The sequence below is a fragment of the Mesorhizobium sp. B2-6-4 genome, assembly GCF_006441495.1.
Taxonomy (GTDB): Bacteria; Pseudomonadota; Alphaproteobacteria; order Rhizobiales; family Rhizobiaceae; genus Mesorhizobium.
Window position 1 is genome coordinate 275,809 of sequence record NZ_VFUE01000005.1, and the last position, 25,571, is coordinate 301,379.

22 protein-coding genes are annotated in these 25,571 nt (G+C 59.1%); 15 read left to right on the forward strand and 7 right to left on the reverse strand.

All coding sequences use genetic code 11. The features are described from left to right. Positions 1-72: 72 nt before the first annotated feature. On the forward strand, positions 73-417 hold the full coding sequence (locus FJ426_RS09580; protein WP_140499394.1) for a hypothetical protein: 345 nt from the start codon (positions 73-75) through the stop codon (positions 415-417). Between the two features lie 31 nt (positions 418-448). Here the strand turns inward: FJ426_RS09580 and FJ426_RS09585 are convergent, their stop codons facing one another. From FJ426_RS09585 to FJ426_RS09600, 4 genes are all read right to left on the reverse strand, one after another. Next, positions 449-1,477 carry an AI-2E family transporter gene (locus FJ426_RS09585; RefSeq protein ID WP_140499465.1) on the reverse strand — a complete coding sequence of 343 codons (1,029 nt, stop codon included), beginning with the start codon at positions 1,475-1,477 and terminating at the stop codon, positions 449-451. Positions 1,478-1,624: 147 nt separating this feature from the next. After that, on the reverse strand, positions 1,625-1,939 hold the full coding sequence (locus tag FJ426_RS32160; RefSeq protein ID WP_348640490.1) for a YMGG-like glycine zipper-containing protein: 315 nt from the start codon (positions 1,937-1,939) through the stop codon (positions 1,625-1,627). Positions 1,940-2,137: 198 nt separating this feature from the next. After that, the gene (locus FJ426_RS09595; RefSeq protein WP_140559915.1) at positions 2,138-3,382 is read right to left on the reverse strand and encodes an arginine deiminase; all 1,245 of its coding nucleotides are present in this window, start codon (positions 3,380-3,382) and stop codon (positions 2,138-2,140) included. 18 nt (positions 3,383-3,400) lie between these two features. Further along, the gene (locus tag FJ426_RS09600) at positions 3,401-4,834 is read right to left on the reverse strand and encodes a basic amino acid/polyamine antiporter (protein WP_140825186.1); all 1,434 of its coding nucleotides are present in this window, start codon (positions 4,832-4,834) and stop codon (positions 3,401-3,403) included. 265 nt (positions 4,835-5,099) lie between these two features. Between FJ426_RS09600 and FJ426_RS09605 the strand changes: the two genes are divergently transcribed. Beyond that, positions 5,100-6,530, forward strand: a complete 1,431-nt coding sequence (locus tag FJ426_RS09605) for a basic amino acid/polyamine antiporter (RefSeq protein ID WP_140499401.1) — start codon at positions 5,100-5,102, stop codon at positions 6,528-6,530. On the opposite strand, the gene FJ426_RS09610 is transcribed toward FJ426_RS09605, so the two are convergent. After that, the gene (locus FJ426_RS09610; protein ID WP_140499403.1) at positions 6,527-7,582 is read right to left on the reverse strand and encodes a helix-turn-helix domain-containing protein; all 1,056 of its coding nucleotides are present in this window, start codon (positions 7,580-7,582) and stop codon (positions 6,527-6,529) included. The genes FJ426_RS09605 and FJ426_RS09610 overlap by 4 nt on opposite strands. A 471-nt stretch (positions 7,583-8,053) precedes the next feature. On the opposite strand from FJ426_RS09610, the gene FJ426_RS09615 reads away from it, so the two are divergent. The 13 genes from FJ426_RS09615 to FJ426_RS32015 all read left to right on the forward strand — a co-directional run bounded on the left by FJ426_RS09615 (position 8,054) and on the right by FJ426_RS32015 (position 24,309). Then, positions 8,054-9,247: a succinylglutamate desuccinylase/aspartoacylase family protein gene (locus FJ426_RS09615; RefSeq protein ID WP_140559962.1), complete on the forward strand. Its 1,194-nt coding sequence runs from the start codon at positions 8,054-8,056 to the stop codon at positions 9,245-9,247. A gap of 79 nt (positions 9,248-9,326) precedes the next feature. Then, complete coding sequence (locus tag FJ426_RS09620) at positions 9,327-10,769, forward strand: amidohydrolase family protein (RefSeq protein WP_140499405.1); 1,443 nt, start codon at positions 9,327-9,329, stop codon at positions 10,767-10,769. Positions 10,770-11,035: 266 nt separating this feature from the next. Further along, positions 11,036-11,617 (forward strand): HdeD family acid-resistance protein, encoded by a 582-nt coding sequence (locus tag FJ426_RS09625; protein WP_140559917.1) that lies wholly within the window; start codon positions 11,036-11,038, stop codon positions 11,615-11,617. A gap of 15 nt (positions 11,618-11,632) precedes the next feature. Next, positions 11,633-12,766 (forward strand): efflux RND transporter periplasmic adaptor subunit, encoded by a 1,134-nt coding sequence (locus FJ426_RS09630; protein ID WP_140556215.1) that lies wholly within the window; start codon positions 11,633-11,635, stop codon positions 12,764-12,766. Continuing rightward, positions 12,763-15,924: an efflux RND transporter permease subunit gene (locus tag FJ426_RS09635; protein ID WP_140559918.1), complete on the forward strand. Its 3,162-nt coding sequence runs from the start codon at positions 12,763-12,765 to the stop codon at positions 15,922-15,924. Before FJ426_RS09630 ends, FJ426_RS09635 begins: the two co-directional genes overlap by 4 nt. Positions 15,925-16,162: 238 nt before the next feature. After that, positions 16,163-16,870 (forward strand): META domain-containing protein, encoded by a 708-nt coding sequence (locus tag FJ426_RS09640; protein ID WP_181172733.1) that lies wholly within the window; start codon positions 16,163-16,165, stop codon positions 16,868-16,870. A gap of 18 nt (positions 16,871-16,888) precedes the next feature. Then, positions 16,889-18,070, forward strand: coding sequence for an alpha/beta fold hydrolase (locus FJ426_RS09645; RefSeq protein ID WP_140559920.1), 1,182 nt, complete (start codon positions 16,889-16,891; stop codon positions 18,068-18,070). Positions 18,071-18,108: 38 nt separating this feature from the next. After that, on the forward strand, positions 18,109-18,816 hold the full coding sequence (locus tag FJ426_RS09650) for an MgtC/SapB family protein (protein WP_181172734.1): 708 nt from the start codon (positions 18,109-18,111) through the stop codon (positions 18,814-18,816). A gap of 62 nt (positions 18,817-18,878) precedes the next feature. After that, complete coding sequence (locus FJ426_RS09655) at positions 18,879-19,079, forward strand: hypothetical protein (RefSeq protein ID WP_140499417.1); 201 nt, start codon at positions 18,879-18,881, stop codon at positions 19,077-19,079. A gap of 110 nt (positions 19,080-19,189) precedes the next feature. Further along, positions 19,190-20,128: an AraC family transcriptional regulator gene (locus tag FJ426_RS09660; protein WP_140559921.1), complete on the forward strand. Its 939-nt coding sequence runs from the start codon at positions 19,190-19,192 to the stop codon at positions 20,126-20,128. Between the two features lie 652 nt (positions 20,129-20,780). Then, a complete protein-coding gene (locus FJ426_RS09665; protein ID WP_140499421.1) occupies positions 20,781-21,851 on the forward strand; it encodes an AraC family transcriptional regulator in 1,071 nt (356 codons plus the stop codon). Positions 21,852-22,383: 532 nt separating this feature from the next. After that, positions 22,384-23,451: a helix-turn-helix domain-containing protein gene (locus FJ426_RS09670; protein ID WP_140521311.1), complete on the forward strand. Its 1,068-nt coding sequence runs from the start codon at positions 22,384-22,386 to the stop codon at positions 23,449-23,451. Positions 23,452-23,703: 252 nt separating this feature from the next. After that, positions 23,704-24,309: a L,D-transpeptidase gene (locus FJ426_RS32015; protein WP_140521310.1), complete on the forward strand. Its 606-nt coding sequence runs from the start codon at positions 23,704-23,706 to the stop codon at positions 24,307-24,309. Positions 24,310-24,446: 137 nt separating this feature from the next. Here the strand turns inward: FJ426_RS32015 and FJ426_RS09680 are convergent, their stop codons facing one another. Together FJ426_RS09680 and FJ426_RS31595 are read right to left on the reverse strand one after the other, a co-directional pair. After that, positions 24,447-24,899 (reverse strand): universal stress protein, encoded by a 453-nt coding sequence (locus FJ426_RS09680; protein WP_140499425.1) that lies wholly within the window; start codon positions 24,897-24,899, stop codon positions 24,447-24,449. Between the two features lie 451 nt (positions 24,900-25,350). Beyond that, a partial coding sequence (locus FJ426_RS31595) for a hypothetical protein (RefSeq protein ID WP_210242328.1) occupies positions 25,351-25,571 on the reverse strand: 221 nt, incomplete at its 5' end.

A 25,571-nucleotide genomic window follows, 5' to 3' on the forward strand; every position in this document is an offset into this window, starting at 1 on the left:
ACATCCCGGAATCGGAACTCTGCTGGTCGGCAAGGGCGATGGATGGCCCGATAGTAAGTGGGCGATGCAAGCATGTCCGGCCTTGAGACAGCGGCCCTGCTTTTGATTGAAGCCATCTGCGGCGCGGGCGGAGCTTTCGCTACGACTTGGTTTTGGCGCATGGCTGCGCTGGGTTGGAAATCTGTCGCGGCGGCTGGCGTCGTGGGAGGACTGACCCTGACAGGGCTGGCCGGTCGGATTCCCGCCTTGGCAAACTTCCTCGGCAACGTCGAAAATGCTGTCGATGCCACCGCTCGTGGTGTCGGCACCCTCACGCCCGGCGTGCTGATTGGCGTCGGCATTGCCGGCCTTCTTGGCGGCATCCTGTCGGTTTGTATCATCGGCCTCGTCCGGGGCGCGGGATCCGGACGTCGCTAGGGGCCCGGCCAATCGAATTTCCTGGCGGCAATCACGCGTTCCGCCGATCGGCGGACCCAAGCAACTGAGCGATCCAAAGGGTCGCCGGCGATTGCGAGCAAAAAGTAACCAGCGCGATGGTGATGGGCACACCTATGAACGCGCCGAACACACCCCAAAGAAACGACCAGAAGAAGACCGAAAACAGCACCACAAAAGGCGACATCGCCAACACGTAACCGGCAACCCGCGGTTCTATGTAGCTGCCGATGACGAACTGAATGATGTTGAGGCCGGCAAAAATCGAGACGGCGGCCTGTGGCGATCCGAACTGCGCGAGCGCGTAAAGCGTCGGCAAGAATGTCGCGACGAACGGCCCGATAAACGGAATATAGTTCAAGGTGAAGGCGATAACGCCCCACTCGGCGGCAAACCGCAGTCCGAAAGCCGCCGAAAGCGCGCACACCATCGAACCGGTCGCAAGGCTCATCAATGTCCGAACCAGCATGTAACGTCGCCATTTCGATGCTGTCTGACTGCTGCCATTGATCAGTGCGGCCGCCGCCTGGGCGCTCAGCGCTACACGAGCATTGCGAGCCGCCGCTTCAGCGTCGAGAAGACCCAGAAGCACGTAAACGACGACAACGATCCAGAACGAGATCACGGTATTCAGCCTTGCGGTCACGCCTTGAGCTATCCGCACGAACCAGCCGACATTGAAATGCTCGGCCCAGGCGCCGGCCATCACGACACCGTGCCCTTCCAACCACTCGGCGAGTTGACTGTAGAGTCCTTGAAAGCGGGCGCTGTCGGCGAGGACCGATCGGCCAATGCGGCCAAAACCCCAACTGGCGATCGATGCAAAGGCGAAGAATGCCAGGACGACGACACAGACGACTATCGCCAGTGCGATCAGCTTTGGAAGAAGCCGCTGCAGGTTGCGCTGCAATGGCCACACCAGCGCGATGAGGAAAAGAGCGCACACGACTGGCGCGAAAATTGAGGCAGCGGCCTGCAGCGCCCATATGACGGCGATAACCGCCAGAATATACGTAGGCGCAAAGAGCGTTCGCTTCGCCATGGTATAGTCTGTTCCCGGCCGGCTGGATGACGTTACAGACAACTCCGAAATTGGTCCGGAAGCTTGCTCAGCGCCCAGACCAATGTTCATCGATATCGCTTAACCAGCTCGATTCGTGCTGAATAAAGCTGATCTTACGCATCGCGCCTAGCACCGTTTTGTGATGGGTCGACCCTGACGATCGCGAACCGTGTGACCCCAGCGATCACGAACCCAGCATTCGCGATGATGCGCGCGCGGTGCCGTGGCAGCGCCGACCACAGCCCCTGTGCCGCCACCGACCGCCGCGCCTACAAGGGCACCTCGACTGCCGTTTGCAAGGCCGCCGATGACCGCACCCGTTCCGGCTCCTGCCAGCGCCGTGCCTGCTGTTCGCTGTTCCGTGGCAGTACAACCCGCAGCCATCAGAGCCAAAGCAGAAACAAATATAATACTTCTCATGATTTCATCTCCTGGGTACATTTACATCCGCTCGCCAACAACGAGCATTCCGTCCAAACAATGTGCCGATTGTTCCTAAAGGATTGGGAGCGACTCCAACGCTCTATGAGCAATTCTGGGGTAGACGGTCTTTATGTGCTGGAGGCCGTCCGACAGGCATGGCCTTCAGACTATTTGGGGGCCGACCGGCCGCCTGTACCGAGCCTGGCCGGATTGCTATCAATAGTCGACCGCATCACGAATGATGGGACATGTCATGCAATGACCCCCGCCTCGGCCACGGCCGAGCTCCGCGCCTGAGATAGTGATGACTTCTATGCCTTCCTTGCGCAGCAGCGTATTTGTGTACGTGTTGCGATCGTAGGCAAAGACGACACCAGGCGAGGCGCAAACCAAGTTGGCGCCGCTGTCCCACTGGGTGCGCTCGCGCATGTAGTCGTTGCCGCCGGTTTCAACGACGCGCATCTTCTTGAGACCAAGCGAGTCACGCACCGTCTCAATGAAACTGCCTTTGTCCTTGTGGAGTTCGACGCCCCCCTTGCCGTCAGGGCGATAGGAGAATGCGTCAATGCCGTTGACGATGTCCGGATACATCAGCACGCAGTCGCGATCGGCAAACGTGAATACCGTGTCGAGATGCATCGCCGCGCGCAGCTTAGGCATTGCGGCGACGATCACACGTTCGGCAACTCCTTTCTCAAACAGGGCCGCCGCCACTTGGCTGATAGCCTGGCGCGAAGTGCGCTCGCTCATGCCGATAAGCACATTGCCCTTGCCGATAGGCATCACGTCCCCACCCTCGAATGTGGCAAGCCCCCAATCCCTGGTCGGGTCACCCCACCAGACATTGACCTTGCCGGCGAAGTCCGGGTGGAACTTGTATATCGACGTGGTGAGGATGGTCTCCTCGTGGCGCGCAGGCCAATAAAGGGCGTTCAGCGTCACGCCGCCATAGATCCAGCAGGTGGTGTCCCGGGTGTAGAGCGTGTTGGGCAAAGGCGGCAGCAGATATTCGTTGACGCCGGCCGCGTCACGGATCAGCGCCAGTTGTTCGCCGCCGATGCTTTCCGGGAATTCGAAGGTCGACAGCCCGCCGATCAGTGTTTCAGCGAGGTCGCGATTAGAGAGGCCGTCGAGATAGGAGCGGACCTCGTCGATGAGGCCGAGGCCGACCTGGTTCGGTACGATCTGCTGGTCGAGGATCCACTTCTTGGCTTCCGGAATGGCGACCGTCTCGGCGAGCAGATTGTGCATCTCGACCACCTCGACGCCCCTGTCGCGCATCTTGGTCATGAAGTCGAAATGATCGCGCTTGGCATTGTCTACCCAGAGCACGTCGTCGAAGAGGAGTGCGTCACAATTGCTGGGTGTCAGCCGCTGGTGGGCGCGGCCGGGAGCGCACACCATGACCTTGCGCAACTGACCAACCTCTGAATGAACGCCGAATGAAGTATTGTTTGTCATGACCTTCCTTCTTTCTGTTCAAGGTGCGATGGAGCCCGTCAGCAGCCCGTAGGCTCCGATCAGGCCAGCGATGAGCGTGGCGGCGAACACGACGAGTTCGGCGAGCGTGAACAGCTGCAATTTCTGCTCGCGCCGCGCCCAGACGTAGAGGATAGTTCCGGGCGCGAAGAGGACGGCAACAAGCAGCACGTATTTGAGCCCGGCGGCGGCGAACATGAAGACCGTGTAAATCACCGCGATCCAGGCGAAGATCTGGTCGCGGCCGCGCTGATCCGGCGTCTTTTCATAGCCAACGCCGCTACGAGCGAGCAGGATGCCGTAGCCAGCCACGAGCAGGTAGGGCAGCAACGCGGTGACGCTCGTCATGTCGAGCATGAAGTTGAACGCGTCCCGCGACCAGTAGGTGGAGATCACGAAGAGCGACACGACGATGTTGGTGAGCCAGAGTGCGTTAGCGGGAACCTTGTTGCCATTCTGCGCTGCGAAGAGCCTTGGCATGTCCTCCGACTTCGCCGCCGCGAACAGCACCTCGGCGCAGATTAGGGACCAGGCGAGATAGGCGCCGAGCACCGAGATCAGAACGCCGATCGAGATGAAGACCGCACCCCAGTGACCGACGACCGCTTCGAGAACGCCGGCCATCGACGGCTGCTGGACACCGGCGACAGCCGATTGCGGCAGAGCCGCGTAGGGCAGCAGCGTGACCGCTACCATCAGGCCTGTGACGCCGACGAAACCGAGAATCGTCGCCGTACCGACGTCGGAACGCACCTTGGCAAAGCGGGAATAGACGCTGGCGCCCTCGATGCCGAGGAAGACGAAGACCGTGATCAGCATTGTGTCGCGCACCTGGGCGATCAGGGACTTCGGCGGCATGTCCAAGCCGCCGAAGAAATTCTCGCGGAACTGCCCGAAATGAAAGAAGAAGATCAGGAGCAGGATGAAGACCAGGATCGGCACGATCTTGGCAATCGTCACGACAGTATTGATGAAGGTCGCCTGCTCGACGCCGCGCAGGATCATGAAGTGGAAAGCCCAGATGCCGATCAACGAGACGATGATGGCGATGGCGCTGCTGCCGTCCCCAAAGATCCCGGGAAAGAACCGCCCCAGCGTCGAGCCGATGAGCACCCAATAGAAGACGTTGCCCAGGCAACTACCGAGCCAGTAGCCGAAGGCGGACAGGAAGCCCATGTAGTTGCCGAAGCCGGCCTTGGCATAGGCGAAGACGCCTGAGTCGATGTCTGGCCTCTTCTCGGCCAACGCCTGGAACACCCGCGCCAGCATGTACATGCCGGTTCCCGCAATTGCCCAGGCAATGATTGCGCCGAACGGACCTGTCGCAGTCGCGAACCGGCCAGGCAGATTGAAGATGCCCGCGCCGACCATCGATCCCACAACCATGCTGGTCAGCGCAAACAGCGAAAGCTTCTGATTTTCGTTTGAAGTCATAAACCGCTCTCCTGGCTGCGCGAACCAGAGTTCGCGATCAGACGCCTCGCCGACACGTCTCGGTCCAGCAAGGTTATGTCTGATCAGAAGCAGTAAATGCGAATATCGGCAACCGGTTAAACGAGCCAAGGCAAAGGTTTTGGACGTCAGGTATACTAGTGGGATTTTATGCCAATCACGTGGGCGCCAGATTCGAGATAGGTTGCAGGCGTAACAATGAGGCCGCTGGACCGCCGTCCGCCAAGGAATTGTTGATCCAAATTCAATGAACTCGACCGTTCAGCAAAAATTCTCGATATGGACCCTGACGGCTATGGTCGTCGGTTCGATGGTCGGCGCGGGCATCTTCTCTTTGCCGCAGGCTTTTGGTCGCGAGACCGGTCCGTTCGGGGCCATGATCGCTTGGGCCATCGCTGGCGTCGGAATGCTGATGTTGGCCTTCGTCTTCCAGACCTTGTCGGTTCGCAAGCCGGACCTCGATGCGGGCGTGTATGCCTATGCCAAGGCCGGCTTTGGCAACTATCTCGGCTTCCTCTCGGCCCTCGGTTACTGGTCTGCCGCCGTTCTCGGCAACGTTTCCTATTTCGTGCTGATAAAGTCGACGCTGGGGCTTTTCTTTCCTGTGTTCGGCGATGGCAATACCATCACGGCGATCGTCATTTCCTCGATGCTTCTGTGGATCGTACATTCGCTGATCCTGCGGGGCGTCAAGGAAGCGGCGGCGATCAACACCATTGTCACTTACGCCAAGATCATTCCGATCTTTCTCTTTATCATCTTCGTTATCTACGGCTTCAGCGCCGATGTCTTCACGGCCAATTTCTGGGGCGGGGAAGAAGTCAGCGTTGGCAGCATCGCGAGCCAGGTTCGCGGGACCATGTTGGTGACCGTATTCGTCTTTGTCGGAATCGAAGGCGCGAGCGTCTATTCGCGTTACGCACGCAACCGCGGGGATGTCGGGGTCGCGACGCTCCTTGGTTTTCTCGGCGTGCTCTGTCTGCTTGTGCTGGTCACCATTCCCTCCTACGGGATCATGCTTCGTCCTGAACTGACAGCGCTGCGCAATCCCTCCATGGCCGGCGTATTGGAAGCGGTGGTCGGGCCATGGGGCGCCAAGTTCGTCAGCTTCGGCCTGCTGATCTCCGTTGCCGGTGCCTATCTGTCCTGGGTGCTGCTGGCCGCTGAAATCCTGTTCACCGCATCACATCACCAGACCATGCCGCGTTTTCTTGCGTATAGAAACAAGCATGGCGTGCCGTCGCGGGCGCTCTGGCTGACCAATACGGTTGTGCAGGTTTTTCTGGTCCTGACGCTCTTTGCTCAACAGGCCTTCAGGCTCGCTCTCGAGCTGACCAGTTCCATGATCCTCATCCCATATCTTCTTGTCGCCGCTTACGGGGTCAAGCTCGCATGGGGCGGCGAGAGCTACGAGAACGACCCCGTAGCGCGGCGTGTCGACTTCGCAAGGGCGGCGATAGCATTGATCTATACGGCCGGTCTCATCTACGCCGCCAGCGCCAAGCACCTGCTGCTCTCGGCCGTCATCTACGGACCGGGCACGATCCTCTTCGTCATGGCTCGGAAGGAGCGGGGGCAGAGGGTGTTTACTCCCGCCGAGATGGGGATGTTCGTCGTCGCCGCACTTGGCGCGGTCGCGGCAATCTACGGCATCCTTGCCGGCGCCATCGCAGTCTAGGGCCCAAAGCTGTTTCGCAGCAGAAGACCACTCAGCGTGTGCGCCCTGCTGTCAGGCTGGCTGATCTGCTGCGAGCTCGTGGCCTGGGCGCCTTGCCAGCCTTCCACGCGTGCCTCCTTTGGCGTAATGCCGAATTCCTTCCTGAACATCCGGCTATACGCCGATGGATCCGTGAAGCCCCAATCCCCGGCAATGGCGGAGATCGGGCGCCCATCCAAGCTGTCGGAAAGTATATCGCGTGTCTTGAGCAGGCGTTTGTGGCGAATATAATTCGAAACACCTCCGGCCGGTTCGAATATCCGGTAGAGGCGAGAGCGGGACACACCGAGTTCGCGGCAAAGCCTGTCGGATGCCAAGGACTGATCATTCAAACTTTGTGCAATGATTTTGGCAGCGCGCTCGGCGATCACGGCGTCGATCACACGCTTCGCCTCGGTGATGCGGTCATGTGATGGCGACACGCACGCAGCCAGCAGATTGGTGGTGGCAGTGGCAATGTGCGACACATCCACGGCCCTCAGATCGGAAAAGGAACGGTGCAGCAGAAGCATGTAGTCTGCCAGGAGTCTTTTCGACTCCTCACGTATTTCAATCCTGGACGATTGGATGAAAGGCAGGTCGCGTGGCAGGAAAACGGCAAGGAGGGCGTCGTTCTCCATCACGCATTCGTAGGGCTCTGCAAAAGATTGCAGGGTCGTTCTCACGACCTGCCAACTTCCAGGAAGCCTGCCCTTGGACAAGGGCAGGCTCAAATACCAATTGTCCACCGAAGGGTTTTTCAAATGCCGCCAGCGACAGCGGTAGCCACTGCCAGGCAATTCGAGGAACATGACAGCCAACGTTCCCAGATCCCACACTGTTTCATGTGCTGGAAATGAATGGCTCCGTTCTTGCATAAGTTCAGTGTCGGCAACGCCTTGATACCAGGTTCGAAACAGGTCGAATTGCTTAGCAGGTGGTGCCGTGGAGGTATCGATGTCGACGGCGCATTGCAGGGACTTCTCGGCACCTGCTCCTCCAGATAGCCCGGCGGCATGAACCATAGCATCCATAGCAACTATCCGTCTTTGTTGGTGCAACACGGGTTATTGCAAGAACATTAGTTCATTCTAATATATACAACTCCGGCAAGCAATGTTGAAGGTGGATGTAATACCCTGTCTACTACCAGCATAGAAGCATGTTAATCAATCGTTAACATGCCATCCGGCCCATTTGAGGTATCCACCAGGAATTCGCGAACTGGGCTTAATTGTACCCGACGGAAGTTGTGGAGGTGGCTGCGTGATATCCGAGGCTTATCACACCGGTTGTGGTGGCTCTCAACTCAGTATGCAAGGCATCCCAATCATAGACCACCAGTCCATTTTTCTTGTTGGAGGCTGTACTCCCTGAAATGTCTTGTGGGACTAATGCCCGGATACCACGCGCACAACGGGAATCGGTAAGGACGATCTAGCCGCCCTCGCAGGCGTCACCGCGAGATCTGCAGCATGATCCTCATCGGCAGGGACCACACAGCCATGGCGCATGAAACCAGCGAGGGCCTCGGACGTCGCGACTTCATGATCGCATCGGTCGCTACCATCGGCGCTGCCGCTGCGCTCATGGCCGGGCCGGCGCAGGCGCAAACGGGCTCGGCACCTGCAAACGCGTCTCCCGCAGGGACGTCGGGGACCGTCTATACCGGCGATGTCATCGACGGAAAGAAGGTCATCAGTTCGCTTGACATCTCGGATCTGGAACCAGGCAAGCACAGCTTTTATTTCCAGGGCGTACAGATGCCGACGGGCCAGCACTGGTACGTCTCGGTGATGGTCGCCAAGGGGGCAGCCCCAGGCAAACGACTGGGGCTGATGAGCGGCGTGCATGGCGATGAAATGAGCCCCATTCAAACCGTGCAATCCGTAATGCGTGAGCTCGATCCGGCCGCGATGTCGGGATCGGTGATGGCGGTACTCGACATTTCGCGCCCCGCAATGGAAGGCATGGAACGGAGATGGCCGAATTCGGGGCGCGGGATCGACCTGATCGACATCAATCGGTTGTTCCCTGGCAACGAGGACGCTCCCGACGCGCCGACGCGCCACGCCGGCCTGATATTCAACCGGCTTCTGCGGTCAAACCTCGACTACGGGATCGATTTTCATACAGCCGCCACGGGCATGGACGCGACGGCGTTCCACCTTGCACGCATGGATCTCCCCGAAGTGCGGGCGATGGCGGAACTCTATCCGGTCGATCAGATTTTCGACAACTTTGGCGAGCGAGGTCTTCTCGCCAATGCCCTCATCGATGCCGGCATTCCCGCCTTCACGCCCGAGATCGGCAAGCCGCGGATCTTCGATCACGACATGATCGCCCTGTTCGTCGAAGGAACGATGAACGTCATCAAGCACCACGGAATAATTTCAGGCCCTATCGGCAGAACCAGCAAGGATTCGAGCGTTTTCGTCGCGGACGGCATGTTTCCCGTCACCGCGACGCATGGCGGTTTCATCGAATTGTTGGTCGAACTCAATGAGACCGTTCGGCCCGGACAGAAAGTTGCAGTCCAAAGGAACACCTTCGGGGAAATCGTCGCGGAATACTCCGTGCCTCTCGGCGGCGAAGTCGGCGCCAGGCGGACCGATGCAACAGCGGAATCGGGGACTCCGATCGTATTCCTCATCTTTGACAGCGCCAATCCTGTCGGCGGCGATGTGTTGGTCGAGTAACGGGACCTGAAATGACAAGAACCGCGACACGAAGCGCCGTCCGGCAGGTGTCAGTGTCGCTCAACCGAAAGCAAAAGACATGCTGCGGCTAGGCTCGAAGTACGGTCACCTCGTTCACAGTTCTGGTTGCGGTTGTCTCAATCCCGATCTTCAACGAGTCTCTCGTCGTCTGGAGGCCTTTTCCAGGCGTAGTTTTCTCTCCGGTTTCGGGGCTGCCGCCATCGCCGGGGTGCTGACAAAGCCGTCCTTCGCGCAGACGGCCGCGCCCCCTTCCAAGATCCTGTTTCGCGAAGTCCGGCTATTCGACGGCAAGTCGGGTACGGTGAAGGACGGAGCGCAAATCCTGGTGGAGGGCGGCAGGATTTCCGGAATCGATATGACGAACGCCCCTCCCCCGGAGGACGCCACCGTCATCAAATGCCGCAATGGCGTCCTCATGCCAGGGCTCATCGACGCGCATTGGCATGCGATCTTCGCGGCGGTCCCGGTCAACATCCTGCTTAACGGCGACCCGGGGATTATCTTCGCAGCGTCCACCGCCGAGGCGGATCGCACGCTCAGTCGCGGCTTCACCACCATACGCGATCTGGGAGGTCCCTCCTTCTCCTTCAAGCAGGCTATCGACACCGGGCTGATCCCTGGCCCGCGCATCTATCCCTCCGGCGCGATGATCACGACCTCCGGGGGCCACGCCGATCTTCGCCTGCCAAGCGAGATTCCGCGCGACGGCGGCAAGCTCAGCAAAGGTGAACTCCTGGGGGGAGCGGCCATCGTCGACGATATCGGCGACCTGAAGATGCGGATCCGGGAGCAGCTTCTCCAAGGCGCGTCACAGATAAAGTTGGTGGGCGGCGGTGGCGTATCATCGCCCCGCAGTCCGCTGGACATCGTCACCTTCAGCGAAGAAGAGCTGCGGGCAGGCGTCGAGGTGGCACAGGATTGGAGCACCTACGTTACCGTGCACGCCTATACGTCTCGCGCGATACGACGCGCGCTGGCAGCTGGGGTGCAGTCGATCGAGCACGCGCATCTGATGGACGAGGACACGGCGGCGATGATCGCCGAGAAGGGCACATGGCTAAGCACCCAGCCCTTCCTGACGGCGGAGGACACCGGCCCGCTGACGGGACCTAGCGCCGACCGCGCCCAGGAGCTTTTCTCAGGGACGCCGAGGATATATGCCTTTGCTCGCAAACATGGCATCAAGACGGCCTGGGGTTCCGACGTGCTGTTCTCGCCTGCGTTGGGTCCGCGCCAGAGCATGATGCTCACGCATTTGGCCAACTGGTACAAGAACGCCGAAGTCCTGCAGATGGCCACCTCCGGCAATGCCGAACTGCTCGCACTCTCCAATCTGCGCAACCCTTATCCGGGCAAGCTCGGCGTCATCGAAGAAGGAGCTTTCGCGGACCTCTTAGTCGTGGACGGCAACCCGCTCGACGACATCCGGCTGATCGAGGATCCAAATAAGAACTTCGTCGTCATCATGAAGGACGGCCGGCTTCACAAGAGCACCCTTTGAGAGTCAGCGGAAAACCGTATGCCGCCTTCACTTCCCAGCAATCAGTTAATCCGACACGGCCTCATGGTCCTGACGAAGCAAGGCCGCGAGAAAATCTCGACTAGGCAGTCGTCGTCATCGGGAAATCTCGCCGCGAGGCAACCAGACAGGCTCCTGACGCTCCGTCCGGCAGACTTCTTCCTGATACTTTCCATTGAGCGCTCTCGGCTCTCTTCTCTGCCCGCAGGGTGCGAGATCGATATTTAGAACCTGCATGGAACGGGGACATGCCAGAAAAATCGGATCACCCACCTGCAACGCCATATGAACGGGCCGAAATCGAGCAGGGCAAGTGGCGCAGGTTTCTGCTCTTTGGGCTCCTCCTGCTTGCGGGCGGCGTGTTTTCAGTCGCAGTTCCCAGCGTTTCCAATTTCGCATCCAACGTCGTGTTCGCCGTGGCCCTGATGGCAGTCGGCGTCATCAAGGTCATCCAATCGCTCTGGATCAAAAGTTGGGTGGGCTTCGTGTGGCAGGAACTGACCGGCTTCTTCGAGCTCATCGGCGGCATCATGATTTACTTCAATCCTATCAAAGCATCGGCCGCAATATCACTGTTCATAGCGTTTGTACTATTTGTCCACGGTGTTCTTCAATTAATCATCGCCGCTGAAGTCAGGAAAATCGGCGGCTGGTATTGGTTCGCCGTTTCCGGAATCGTGGCCATATTCGCTGCTTTCTCCATACTGCTGAAGTGGCCGATCGTCAGAGAGATGCCGACTGGCTTGGTGGCCGGATTTTCCATGATGATTGCTGGACTGGCGTATCTCGTCATTGCCCTGAGCGTGCGCAGGACGAAGATTTTGTCTTGAGAGCAGGATCCGACGATGATGAAAAGCAATTTTGACTTTCGAGCCAGGGTCGTGGCGGCCGCATTGCTAGTCAGCGTGGGCGGCTTCGCGGGAGCGGCACGTGCGCAGACCGCGGCGACGGTGCCAGTGGTCGTGCAGAAGGTCCAGTCCGGTCCGGCAAACGCGCCGCTGACATACAACGCGCAGGTCGAGGCGATCGATGCGGTCGACATTCAGGCGCGCGCGTCCGGCCTGCTCAAGGAGATCAGGTTCTCCGAAGGCCAGCACGTGAAGGAGGGCGATCTGCTTTTCGAAATCGAGCCGGATCAACTGTCGGCGGCGGTAATGTCCGCACAGGCGCAGGTGGCCAGGACCGAAGCCACCCGCAACGCCGCGCGACAAAGCCTCTCACGCGCCAGGGACCTGCTCAGCCGCAGGACTATTTCTCAGGCCACGTTGGATGACGCGCAGGCTGCATTCGATGTCGCCGCGGCGGATGTTCAAAGCGCCAATGCAGCCCTCAATACGGCCGAACTCAATCTTTCCTATGCTCAGATCAGGTCTCCCATCAATGGCACCATCGGCCGCTCCCTGGCGACGCGCGGTAATCTCGTGGGGCCCGGCTCCGGATCATTGGCGCGCATCGTACAACTCGATCCTATCCGCGTCGCATTCTCGATCGCTGACAGCACTTTGGTCGACATCAGGCAGAAACTTGCCGGTGGCCAGAAGATCGATGCGAACAAATTCCACCTGAGTCTGTCTCTCGCCAACGGCACACAATTTGCTTTGCCGGGGCGGGTGCAGTTCATCGACAACGAGGTCAATCAGCAGACCGGTACCGTCGCTGTCCGCGCGCTGTTCCCCAACCCCGACCACATTTTGGCGCCTGGCCAGTTCGTCCGGCTAACAATCGTCGACGAAGAAGCCCGGAAATTGCCGATGGTGCCGATGGCGTCCGTTCTTCAGGACCGCCAGGGCAAGTTCGTCTTCGTGCTCAACGACAACAATACCGTGACCAGGCAGGCGATCACGACCGGTGCGCGCATCGACAATCGCTGGGCGGCGACGAGCGGATTGGAAGGCGGCGAAACGATCGTCGTCGAGGGCCTGCAACGCGTTTCCGATGGTCAGCAGGTCACCCCCCGCGAAGCGGAGGGTACGCAATGATCTCGGACCTCTTCATCAGCCGCACCCGGCTCGCGATCGTCGTCTCGATCATCATTTCGATCGCCGGCGGGATCGCGGTGTTTTCCCTTCCCATACAGCAGTATCCGCAGATCACCCCTCCAACGGTGACGGTGTCGGCCTCCTATCCGGGAGCAAGCGCGGAAGTCATCGCCGACGTGGTGGGCGGCCCGCTGGAGACGGCCATCAATGGCGTGGACCACATGATGTACATGTCGTCCACCAGCTCCAATGCCGGCCAATACACGCTATCGGTGACCTTCGAGGTCGGAACCGATCCCGAGACAGCACAGATCAACGTGCAGAACCGCGCTCAGCTGGCGATCTCGCGCCTGCCGGCAGCGGTCGCGCAGCAAGGTGTCTCCGTGCGTGCCCGCTCGCCGGATTTTATCCTCGGCATCGCTTTCTATTCGCCGGACGACAGCCTCGATGCGCTGGCGATCACTAATTTCATCACCACGACCGTCGCCGACACGATATCGCGCGTGCGGGGCGTCGGCGAGGCTTCGGTCGCCGGGGCTTCGGAATACTCGATGAGGGTGTGGCTCAACCCGCAGCGCATGGACGCGCTTAGCCTGACGCCCGACGATGTCTCGGCCGCCATCCAGCGGCAAAACATCCAGGCGACGCTCGGACAGGCCGGCGCCCCCCCGCAGGCGCAGGGCTCGGAGCTGCAATACACTCTGGTCGCGCAGGGGCGGCTGAGAAGCGTCGAGGAATTCGGGGACATCGTCGTGCGCACGGGCTCGGCGGGGGCCAAGGTCTACCTGCGCGATATCGCGCGGCTCGAGCTTGGCGCGCTAAGCTATGCTTCGAGCGCCAGCTTCGCCGGACACGCCTCGGCGATGATGCAGATCAACCAGTCGCCCGGCGCCAACGCCATCCAGACCGCGGCGTCGGTCCGCGCCGAACTGGAGCGCCTCTCGTCACGCTTTCCCAAAGGCATGCAGTATCACATCGTCTACGACGCGACCCGCTTCGTGAATGCCAGCATCTCGCTGACGGCCAGAACCCTGCTTGAGGCGTTCCTGATCGTTCTCGCAGTCACCTACGTCTTCCTGCAGGATTGGCGCGCCATGTTCATCTCGGCGCTTGCCATCCCGGTTTCCATGCTCGGCGCCTTGGCGGTGCTGTTTGCCGCCGGCTATTCGCTGAACATGATTTCTCTTTTGGCGCTGGTGCTGGCGATCGGCCTGGTGGTGGACGATGCCATCCTTGTCGTGGAGAACGTCAAGCATGTGCTGGAGGATACCCCTGACATCGCGGTCGCCGACGCCACGCGCAAGGCGATGCACCAGATCACTGGGCCGATCATTTCCACGACCTTGGTGCTGCTTGCCGTGGTGACGCCGACTGCGTTTCTCGGCGGCATAGGCGGCCAGCTCTACCGGCAGTTCGCCGTGACGCTGTCTTCGGCGCTGGTGATTTCCTCCTTTGTCGGATTGACTCTAAGCCCGGCGCTGGCCGCACTGCTTTTGCGGCGCGATGTGGGCCATTTCAAGCGTGGCCCGCTGGCCTGGTTCACGGCATTCATGAACAAGACGCGCGACGGCTATGGACGCCTCGTCGGGTTTCTGGTGCGGCATTGGTACGTGCCGGTGGCGGGATTGCTTGCCTGTTTTGCCGCCGCCTATCTGATCTTCACCGGGCTACCGTCGACTTTCCTGCCCGACGAGGACCAAGGCGCGCTGTTCGTCGACATCCAGTTGCCCAATGCCGCTTCGCTCGACCGCACGAAAGCCATCGTGGAGGACGTGCGCAAGATTCTGACCGACACCGGAGGCGTGCAAGACGTCATCACGGTTGCGGGGTTCAGCATCCTTCAGTCGACGAGTTCGCCGAGCGGCGCAATGGCGGTCGCGGCGCTGAAGCCCTGGGACGAGCGCAGGTCCAGCGAACTGCAGCTCGCCGGCATCCTGCAGGCGCTGCGGATGAAGTTCTCCCAAATTCCGGGCGCGAACGTCGCCGTGTTCGCGCCGCCGGCGATTGCCGGCATCGGCTCGGTCGGTGGCCTGGACTTCCGCCTGCAAGCGCTTGAAGGACAGCCGCCACAAGAGATCGCGCAGGTCGTCGGCGCCCTGCTTGGCGCCTTCAATCATCTGCCGGAGCTCGGCGGGGCCGCCACCACCTTCAGCGCCAATGTCCCGCAGGTCTATGTCGACGTCGACAGAACGCGCGCCGAAGCGCTTGGGGTAAGCGTGTCGGACGTCTATTCCACCATCGGCGCGGCCTTCGGATCGCGCTACGTAAATGATTTTACGCTCAATGGCCGCGTGTTCCAGGTCAATCTGCAGGCCGATGCCGATTTCCGTGCCCATGCGGAAGACATCTTGAACCTGCATGTGCGTAGCCGGAACGGCACCATGGTGCCCTTGAACAATCTGGCGTCGTTGACGACGATCCTGTCGCCATTCGCCATCCAGCGTTACAATCTCTCGGTCGCCGCTCCCATAAACGCCATTACCGCACCTGGAAGCAGCAGCGGCGGCGCCATGGACGCGATGGAGAAGACAGTGGCCCAGCTGTTGCCGAATGGCTATGGCTTCGAGTGGTCAGGCCTGTCGTTTCAAGAGCGCCGCGGCAGTGGCCAGGAGGGGCTGGTCTTTGCGCTGGCGTTCCTCTTTGCCTATCTCTTCCTTGTCGCCCAATACGAGAGCTGGTCGCTTCCGTTGATCGTCATCCTTTCGCTCGGAGCGGCTCTCTTCGGCGCCATAGCGGCATTGAAGGTCTTCGGGTTGCAGAACAGCCTCTACGTGCAGATCGCCATCGTGCTGCTGATCGGGCTGGCGGCGAAGAATGCCATCCTGATCGTGGAATTCGCCAAGGAGCGGCGCGATGAGGGACTAAGCATAATGAAGGCGGCGCGGATCGGGGCCGAGCAGCGCTTCCGGGCCGTCATGATGACCGCGGTTTCCTTCATCCTCGGGATCATTCCTCTTGTCGTGTCGACTGGTGCCGGTGCGGGCGCGCGGCGGGCTGTTGGCGTCACAATTTTCGGGGGCATGGCCGCGGCTACGACTATTGGCCTGTTGATCATCCCCTCCGTCTATTTTGTCGTCCAGAAAGCAACCGAGTATCTGTCGTCCCGGCGTCGGGGAGATCGTACGGAACGCCTCGATACGATCGAACCATCACATTGAGGTTCGTCCTCGCCAAAGGGCGGTCGAAATGGCCCGCGGCAACCATTTATATTCTTGGAATCTCAATTCTTGGCTTTGCGTCCATTTTTTCGCCGAACGGACTCCTTCTCCGAAACGCGACGATGGACTGAAGACCGGATGTAGGTACATTCGGCGCAATATTTGGCGAAGTTGCCCCCAGAGGCCGGTTTCCGGGCGGCCTTCGAATTCAGTGACGCATCGTCTGGAGGCTGCAACCGTGAGTCCAAAGTCCTGCTCATCCTTGGCGTTGGCCGCTTTGCTCGCGGTGTTGTCGCTGTACGCCACCGCAACGAGCAATGCGGAGGCTGCCTCGTTGGCTGCACGCGGCAACGAACCCGGCTGGCAAATCAGCATCTCGGACACCGCGCTCAGCTTTAACGCCTTAGGGGGCGAGACCTTCACAGCTCAGCCGGCTCCGCGTCCCACAAGGCAAGGCGACGCCGACACCTATCTGGCGACGGTAGACGGCCGGCAACTCGCGCTGACCATCGCTGCCAAAATATGCGTCGATACCATGAGCGGAATGCCATACCCCCAAACCGCGACCGTCATCCTTGGCGACCGGAAATTTGAAGGCTGCGCCGGAGAGCCGGGCGACCTCCTTCACGGAGATTGGCTCGTGGACGAGATTCGAGAAGAAACCACGGTCGCGGGTTCGAAACCCACCCTTGCCTTCGAGCCGGATGGACGCATCCATGGGAATGGTTCGTGCAATCGGTTCTTTGGCGGCTTCGCCTTGACCGGAGAAGCGCTGACGATCTCGGAAACCGGCTCGTCCAGGATGATCTGCGATCAGCCCCTCATGGATCAAGAGCGCAATCTTCTGGAGGCACTCGGGTCCGTCCGTCGCTTTGAAGCCCCACAGACAGGACGAGTGCAACTGTTGGACAAGGATGGCCAAAGGCTGGTGAGTTTACGAAGATAAGCCGGCGCGGCCAGCAGCATGCAGAACCCCGCAGGACGATTTGTGTTGGTTATCTCGCTGGCATTGCTGGTGCAAAGCTGCGCCGGTCCAAGAGCCGTGACGGGCCTTGCCTCGCCTGTACAAATTAGCAACGAAATGTCGGCTATTTCCTTCCTGATCGCCACCACGCGCACAAGGTTCCCCACCTCCGAACCGCCCTATTCGCGGGATCGTTCCCCGACGTTGAGTTTTTCGCAGTTGACTGTCGTCGTGCCGGCCACACACTGGCCGGGCGTCGTCGAGACGTCATCGACATCACCCGATCCGAAGCGCCATTTTTCCGCTCGTGATCTTGTCCGCTTCGAGAACAGAGCATCCTTCGCAGGTCGGTTGAACGGGATGCTGGCGAAGCGTCCGCCTTCGGAGCGCGAGGTGTTTATCTTCGTGCACGGCTACAACAACAATTTTGCCGAAGGCCTGTTTCGTAATGCCCAAGTCGTCCACGACTACCGCATCTCCTCGGTTCCGGTTCATTTCTCCTGGGCGTCGGCGGGATCTATCGGCGCCTATCTTTTCGATCGCGATAGCGCTCTCCAGGCGCGGGACGGCTTGGCCGAAACGATCGAAATCGCAGCTCGATCGAACGCTAGCGGTGTTTTCATCGTCGGCCATTCCATGGGCGCGTATGTCGTAATGGAGGCGCTTCGCACCCTTGTATTGCAAGGTAAGGCGGCGGTTACCTCAAGAATCCGCGGCGTCTTGCTTGCCGCGCCCGATATCGATCCAGATGTCTTCAGCAGCCAAGTCAGGGACATACCCCAACTGCCGCACCCCTTCACGATCGTTGTCTCTCGGCGAGATCGCGCCTTGAGCCTGTCGCGGCGCATTGCAGGTGGCCAGCCACGAGTCGGCAGTGGCTTCGATATCCCGCTCCTCCAGAAAAAGGACATTCAGGTTATCGACATTTCCGACGTGGACGGCGGCGGCCACAGCGGCTTTGCAACGTCGGAAACACTGATGAAGCTGTTGAGGTCCGGGCCCCTGCTGCGCCGTCTCATCGTGAACGAAGATATGCCGGTCGAAGACAAAGCCGAAGAGACCCGGCAGATCATCTTCGATAACGCCTCCCTCGTTCTCCATCTGCCGCTCACAATCCTGAAGCGGTCGGCATCCCGGCAATCCGTGTCCCAGCAGCCGGCGTCCGAGCTCGGCGCCATGTGATGAAAGCCCCTGCATTTTGAATCAGACGGAATGAACATTTGGAAGCTGAAGTCGCGATAACTCAATCAATCCTGCTGAAGCTTGTGCTTGCGTTGCTGCTCGGCGCGCTGATCGGTGCGGAACGCCAGTACCGGCAACAATATACAGGACTTGTGACGCACGCGCTGGTCGCACTGGGCGCGGCGGCATACTCCTCGCTGCCGGGCGCTCTTGGCTCAGGTCTCGATCTTAGAATGGGGGCTCAGGTCGTAACCGGCATTGGCTTCCTTGGCGCCGGCCTGATCATCAGGGACGGTTCCAACATAAGAGGGTTGAGTACGTCCGCGACGATCTGGAGCACTGGCTCTGTCGGGGTCTTCGTAGGCTTTGGCTTTCTGCTGCTGGCCGCGGAAACCGCAATGCTCATTATTATACTCAATTCGCTTCTTCCTAATTTCTCAAGATTCTTTCGAAGGCACTCTCAGGAACAACCTGCCATCGAATACACGTACACTATAGAGATCGTATGCTCACGAGATAATGTTTATTTGCTCAGATCGATTCTGCTTCAGACCATCAATACAAACCTCCTCCGCCTACGCTCCCTTAACAGCCATCCCATCAATGAGGGCGACGCCATGAGAATAGAAGCAACGTTGTTCAGCAACCGTGATGATGCGCAATCAGTCGAACGCGTCGTCGCTCACCTCGCGCTCGACTCGAATGTTCAGTCGGCTTCCTGGGAGCCGGAAGAAAAGACCGAATAGAGCGAAAGCCAGAAAGACCCTCGACACCACCTCGAAACGTCAAATTTTAAGGAGCTGCTACAATGGAAGGAAACACCAAGGCCTTGTTGGCAAACAAATTGATAGCTATCGGCCTCTTGCTCATAGGCTTTCTCATTTTTGCATCGGGCTATCGCTATGGCTCTCCATCGAGCATCATGGTTGGCTGTCTTCTCTTTGCTATCGGAATCATTCTTCTGATTATAAAGATCGCCCGCAGAAACAAGCCGGACTCGGTTGCTTGACTTATCGAGTTGGACGAAAGCGATCGCGTCCAACTCCAGTCCGGACAAAAGACTTGGAGAGGCCCTCGTTGTTGGAGGCTCCTAACTGGTACGCCCGCCAGTATAATTCCGTGGTCGCGCGCACCCGCGAGTCCGATCCCGACGCGGAATTCCATATCCAGCAGATTGGCGAGCAGCGCCATGCATCGAGCCTTGCAACGATAGACTATGGCGACGCGTTCGTCCTCGATTTACGGGACAAGGGTGGCATCGCCATGTCCGGGGCGATCAATGACGATGCGTTGACGGCGGTGTTCCTCTGGGGCGAAGGCACGACCTTCAACGGACAACGGAGTGAAGTACCGCAGTTGCGGATCATCGGCCCGGGAACAGAATTCAAGCTGGAGATGCCAGGAAGCTATCGCCTCATGCGGATCGGTCTGCGTGGGTCCGCGCTCGAGTCTCTGCGCACGGCATCAGCCTCCCACCTGGGCCAGAGGACCGCGCTGATGCCAGGGATACATGAGCAACGCCTCACGGCAGGAGCCGAGCTGGAGCTTCAGCAGAGGCTGCTGCGAACCGTCGGGTTCGCGGAAGCTGCAGCACAGCGTGGCTATGACCTAAGTGCCGGCCTGGCCGTTGCGGCGAGCGAAGCGGGCGCCGCGCTCGCGCGGGTGCTTTCCCTCACGGAGCAACCATCCCCCCGCACCTTCGGCTCCAGCGATCGGCGCGATATCGTTGATGCCACCCTGGCCATTCTGGAGGCAAGGCCTCATAGCCCTGTTTCCGTCAGTGCAGTCTGCGAGGTACTGGGCATTGGCGAGCGAATGTTGGAGCGCGCCTTTCAGGAACGTCTGGGAGTCAGCCCTCGAGCTTACGAGCGGGAGCGGCGGCTTCGGGCCGCGCACGGCCTTATCCTGACGCAGGGCGATCGCCTCTCGATCACCGACATCGCCATGAGCTTTGGTTTCTGGCACCTGGGCCGTTTCGCTGGAGCCTATACGTCAATCTTCGGATGCTCCCCCAGTGAGGCGCGTCGGCGCTTCTGGAGACACGCAGCACCAGACTGATGGGATGCTCAAACCTGCCGATCCGAGGCTGGTTAACGCGGTGCCCCAGGCATTTTGATCAGGATGGAAGACGATGAAGCCGTCGGCTCCTGTGGACGGAGGCAGTCGGCAGAAATGCCGGATCCCCCGCGGTCGGCGAATCCTAAAGCCAACCACACACCTACGCGTAGGGCCTCATCACAGCTATGTGCAGCCCGCATTCGGCCTAGTTGCCTGCTGAACCACCCCAATCCGAGAGCTTTCGGGCACTCCGTCGGAAAGTGGATAGAAATTGGTTGGCCGTCAGGAGATTCTGATGGCGCGACCTCAGTGGGGCCGCAACAAACCTTCCGACCGGTTGGTCGCAAGCAAGAGAAACGCAAGGTCACTCCACATGGCGCGCTCGGCGCCGATGAGAATGGCCATAGTCGCAAGGGTAAATACGATGCGAAAACGCTGTCCCAGCTTCCACGAGAAATAAACGCATTGTCTACGTTTGGGATTCCTAGCCCACTCTAGGGGAGCATCTCCGGCTTAAGATTGCCTCAAAATCAATCTCATCCGCGGCGGCAGGTTGAGGGTGTGTTTTATTGTCGGTTTCCTTGCGGGAAACGGCCTGCCGACCTCTTGAGCTGCCTATACTTCGGCGTCTCATGTACGACAGGAGTTTGTTATGGACGCGAGAGTAACCGCTGCCGGCATTCCCACCGACCCTTTTGCGGATGAGCCTCTAAGATGCGCCATCGACGTAAATAGCTTGTCGGCACCCCCAGCCGAACAGTTTGATTTCTATCGATCATGGTTTGCTGGGGTTGCCGAAATACAGCTTCTTCGGGCCGAGCACGCCGTGTTCCCGGCTCGTCATCAGGTATGGCAGTTGGGCGATCTGGCGTTGAGTTCCATCGAAATCCCAGGCTCCGGCTACGAGATACAATGGGAACATCGCAGACGGTCCCTGTTGGATCACTGGATGCTGTCCGTGCCGTTCTCGCAGTCTGCTGCCGGCGAGATGATATCTCGTCGGCCCCGCATGAGGTGTCTGGCCTTGCCCGATGTTGGAGTGAGCAACGATGATCTGTTCATCACACTGTTTCTGCCCCGCACATGGCCGGCAACCAGATCATCGAAAATCGAAGCCAGCGACGAGGCACTGGATTTTCTTGCGCACTACGCCGTTCTGCTGCACCGCTCACTTCCTCATTTGAGAGAAGCGGATCTGCCCCATATCGTCACCGCGACTGCCAACATTTCCGCGGCTGCTCTTATGCCGACAAAAGATCATCTGGCAGAGGCGCAAGGGCCTGTGAACGCGGTGTCTGCCGCTCGGATTGCCAAGCGTATCGCAGAGAGGTTGAGCGATCCCGACTTGACGCCCAACAAACTCTGCCGTGCGGTCGGTGTCTCACGCTCCCGTCTCTACCGGATTTTCGAGCCGGTGGGCGGTGTGTCCAACTATGTGCGGCGCAAGCGGCTGCTGAAAACGCGCGACGCTCTAGCGGACAGTTCGGACAGGCGAACGATCTCCAGCATTGCCGAAGTATGGGGCTTCCAAGATCCGTCTACCTACAGCCGGATGTTCAAAACAGAGTTCGGCATCTCTCCAAGGGAAGCGCGCGAACTCGGGTGGCAGGGCGTCAAGCATTCGACCTGGCTGACTGTGGATGAGCCCCTCGCGGATGCTGGCATCCTGAGCAACCTTCTGATCAACAATTCATTGGGATTGTCCCTTTCTTCAAGACAGTGACGGATTCCTGGCAGAGGTCGGGGCGCCTGGAGATCATCCCACAAGCTACAAGAAATATACGTCAAACCCATATTATGGATTCCTCGCATATTTTTCAAAAATCGATGACCGTTTAAGCTCGGCCGTGTCCTCGTCATTAGCATCACGATTTTCGATAACTCCACTCTGGATTTTTAATTGTCAGGACCGTCTCCTTGCGAAAAGCACATCGTTCATTGTTGATCTGCTAGCTCGATAGGAGCTTGTGATGGAGGTAACAGTACGAAGCGATACTCTTGGCGAGCCGATCGCTGGAGCAGTTGCCATACACGCTGCCGACATCCGCACATCATCGATTCTGCTGGCTGGGCGAGATGTTCTTGTCGACTGGTTCTATACCACCCAAGCAGGTGCGGGTGTCAGGATTTCAAGTCCCATAACCTCGATCTCGCCGCGGCTACATCCGCCGGGGATGAGCCCGATACGTCTGGTCTCTTGATCGAGAATTCCGTGGGGTTGCCGTCACCCTCTTTCAAGCAATGAGTTTGCCTCAATGCAAGACAAGCCATCAATTGTCAGCGAAAGCGAAACGATCGGGACCCCAGAACCTCTAAGATGCGTCGTAGACGTTGATACCTCGCAGGCGCCACCGCCCGAGCAATTCGACCTTTTCCGGAGTTGGCACTCAAATATAGCCGACGTCGAATTGCTGCGAGACGAGTTCGGCTCGTTCTCTGCGCGCGAGCGGGCGTGGCGGTTGGAGAGCCTCGTGCTGGCTTTCATCGAATATCCCGGGATGGGGTACCGTCGGCGGTGGCGCAGCAGAAAGAGTCCGGTGTTCGACCACTGGGCTCTTTCGGTGCCCCAGACAATCCCCGCGGGCGGCGGCACGCCAAGAATGGGACAGCTGCGCTGGCAATGCCTGGGTGCACCCCATGAAGACCAGGGTGAGGATGACGGTGTCCTTGCGCTATTCCTTCCGCGGGATTTCGCCTTCTCGCAACCCTTCACGCTCGATATCCGGCCCGAGATGGCCGCATTCGTCGCCGACTATGTTCTGCTGCTCTATCATTCCTTCCCCCATCGCACGGAAAGCGACGTCCCGTATGTCGCATCGGCGACCACCAGCCTGCTTGCCGCGTGCATTTCCCCGTCCCGGGATCACTTTTTCGAAGCACAGGAGCCGATCGACGCGGTCATCATGGCCCGCGCGAACAAAATCATAATAGCCAATCTGGCCGACCGGAATCTGACACCGGGAAAGCTCTCGCAAGACCTCGGCATTTCACGCTCTCGACTTTATCGGATTTTCGAACCAGCCGGAGGAATCTCGCACTATATCCGGCGACAGCGGCTGCTGAAAACGAGGGACGCGCTCGGAAACATCGCGGATGGACGCCCGATTTCGAGCATTGCGGAGGAGTGGGGCTTCATGGATCCCTCGACATATAGCCGGACATTCAGGCGCGAGTTCGGAATCTCGCCCAAAGAGGCGCGGGAGGCGGGCTGGCTGGGCCTCAAGCACCCTCCGTTGGCGGAGCGGTCGAACAACGGCAAACCTTCTCTGAACAGCCTCCTGGCCAACAATTGCCTTCTCAGCCATCAGCTTTCGACTACGTGATTGGAGTCTTCGGCTGAGGTAATCTTGTCGAAGACAAGAGTGAACCCATTCCTTGGCGAAGCTGGAGATTGGGCGCCGGTTCGAACTGCCCGCCGGGAACACCACGCAGTCTGACGAGGCGCTCGTATGACATAAGAGATTGCACCCTCAGCGGAGAGGCCGATGTCAGAAGTGTTGGTCCCGATAGCGCAGGCTCATCGAAGCTCATAAAATACCAGCCAAGAAGCCATTAAAATTTCGGAGGTTCATTTGGTGAATTCTTTGAGCAGACGATCCGTGATCGTTGGGGGAATATCATTTCTGGCGCTGTCCGGGCATGCGGAAGCTTCCCAAAAGAGTTGGTATATCGGGAGAATTCCAGATAAGCCTTTTGACATCCCTCTCGTAGACAAGACGCGCATCCCCCGGCAATTCCGTCGGCAAACAGTGCCTTACTTGGGTAGGGAAACCGCCGGAACAATCCTAATCAACAAGCAGGAGCGCTTCCTGTACTATGTCGAAGACGCAGGCAGGGCGATCCGCTTCGGCATCGCTGTCGGTCGGGATGGACAGCGATGGGGTGGAGAAGCCATCGTTGAACGAAGAGCCCAATGGCCGACCTGGACCCCCACCGCCAACATGCGACGCCGTAATCCGAGCTTGCCGCAGCGCGTTCCGGGAGGCCCAAACAATCCTCTCGGCGCCCGGGCGCTGTATCTGTATCGCAATGGCCAGGACACGCTGTATCGCATTCATGGGACCAATGAGCCGTGGACCATTGGAAAAGCTGCATCATCCGGCTGCATCAGGATGTTGAACGAGCATATTTTTGAACTCTTCGGAACGGTGCGCAACGGCGCGCGCGTTATCGTTGTCTAGCCTGCGGCAATCATGAATGCCATTGCGCGGCACCTCTAAATGCCGAGGCCGACGCGTGGAGACATCCTCGTCACAGGACACCGTCTCTCCGGAAGCTTGAGCGCAGAGGAAGCCGGCGCTTCTCCGGTTTCGTTTGGCTACCGCACGACCAATACAGGCACACTTCCATCCGCGAGAACCTCCGACGTCTGGCTTCCCAGCAAAAGCTTTCTGATGCCACGACGGCCATGGGAAGCCATCACAATCAGGTCGCAGCCTCGTGACTTGGCGGTGTCGATAATCGCCTTGGCCGGGTAGGTATCCGGGACATGTAGAAATTCTGCGGAAACCCCCATCCGGTCGGCTGCCTCCCTGACTTGATCGAGGACTTGCCCTGCGAATTCCTTGCTCGCGGCCTCAAAACTATCAACCTCCTCCTGCGAAGGAATAGACCCGGAGGTAAATCCGGTTCCATAGTCAATCAGCATTGGCTCCGTGACCGTGACAACTGTCGCCTTGGCAGCCAAGGCTTTCGCCAGGGCTATCCCCTGCTCAACGCCCTTCCTGGCGACGTCGGAGCCATCCGTGCTCACGAGGATATGAGTGTACATCTGAGTTCTCCCTGCCTGGTCGACCACGGTTCCGGCAACACCAACACTCGTCGAGATATGCACGTTGGTGCACTGCAAGCCCTCTCTTGGACATCCAACTCACGCCGCTTGTATCGCGACGCTGGGCACATTCGGGAGCGGACGCACCATCTCCAAACCGCGGAGGAATAACGCTAGCCCGGCCCGACGATCACCAATTGCCTTTTCGTGTACCAGCTATGGTTAAATCACAGACAAGACGACAGATGTTCGCAATGCCTTTGTTGCCCCTCAACCTACAATTCATCGAGTCATTGCGTTATGTGCAATTTATCCCAATGAATTGCATCTCGTCCAATTCTCCTTATTGCGACGTGCATATGTTGGCGATTCCCCTTTCGACCCCAAAATCGAACAATATGATTTGATCAATGTATCTTTCGGTGAGTATCTCCATGTGAAAAGAAGCACATTATTGACTGGAGGGGCGGCAGCCGTCACCGCCTGTCTGCAAAGCCCGCCTTTTCGCAGTCGATGGGACGTGCATCTTGGGGTTAAAGGCGACGCGCCCCTGCACCGCGCGAATGACTCGGCCGGAAGCCCCGAGCCCGAGCGACCAATCGATCTTTTCTGATCCCGGCACAGGATCGTTTTCGGTCATAATTCGAAGAAAGCAGACAGCCAGATCCGCGA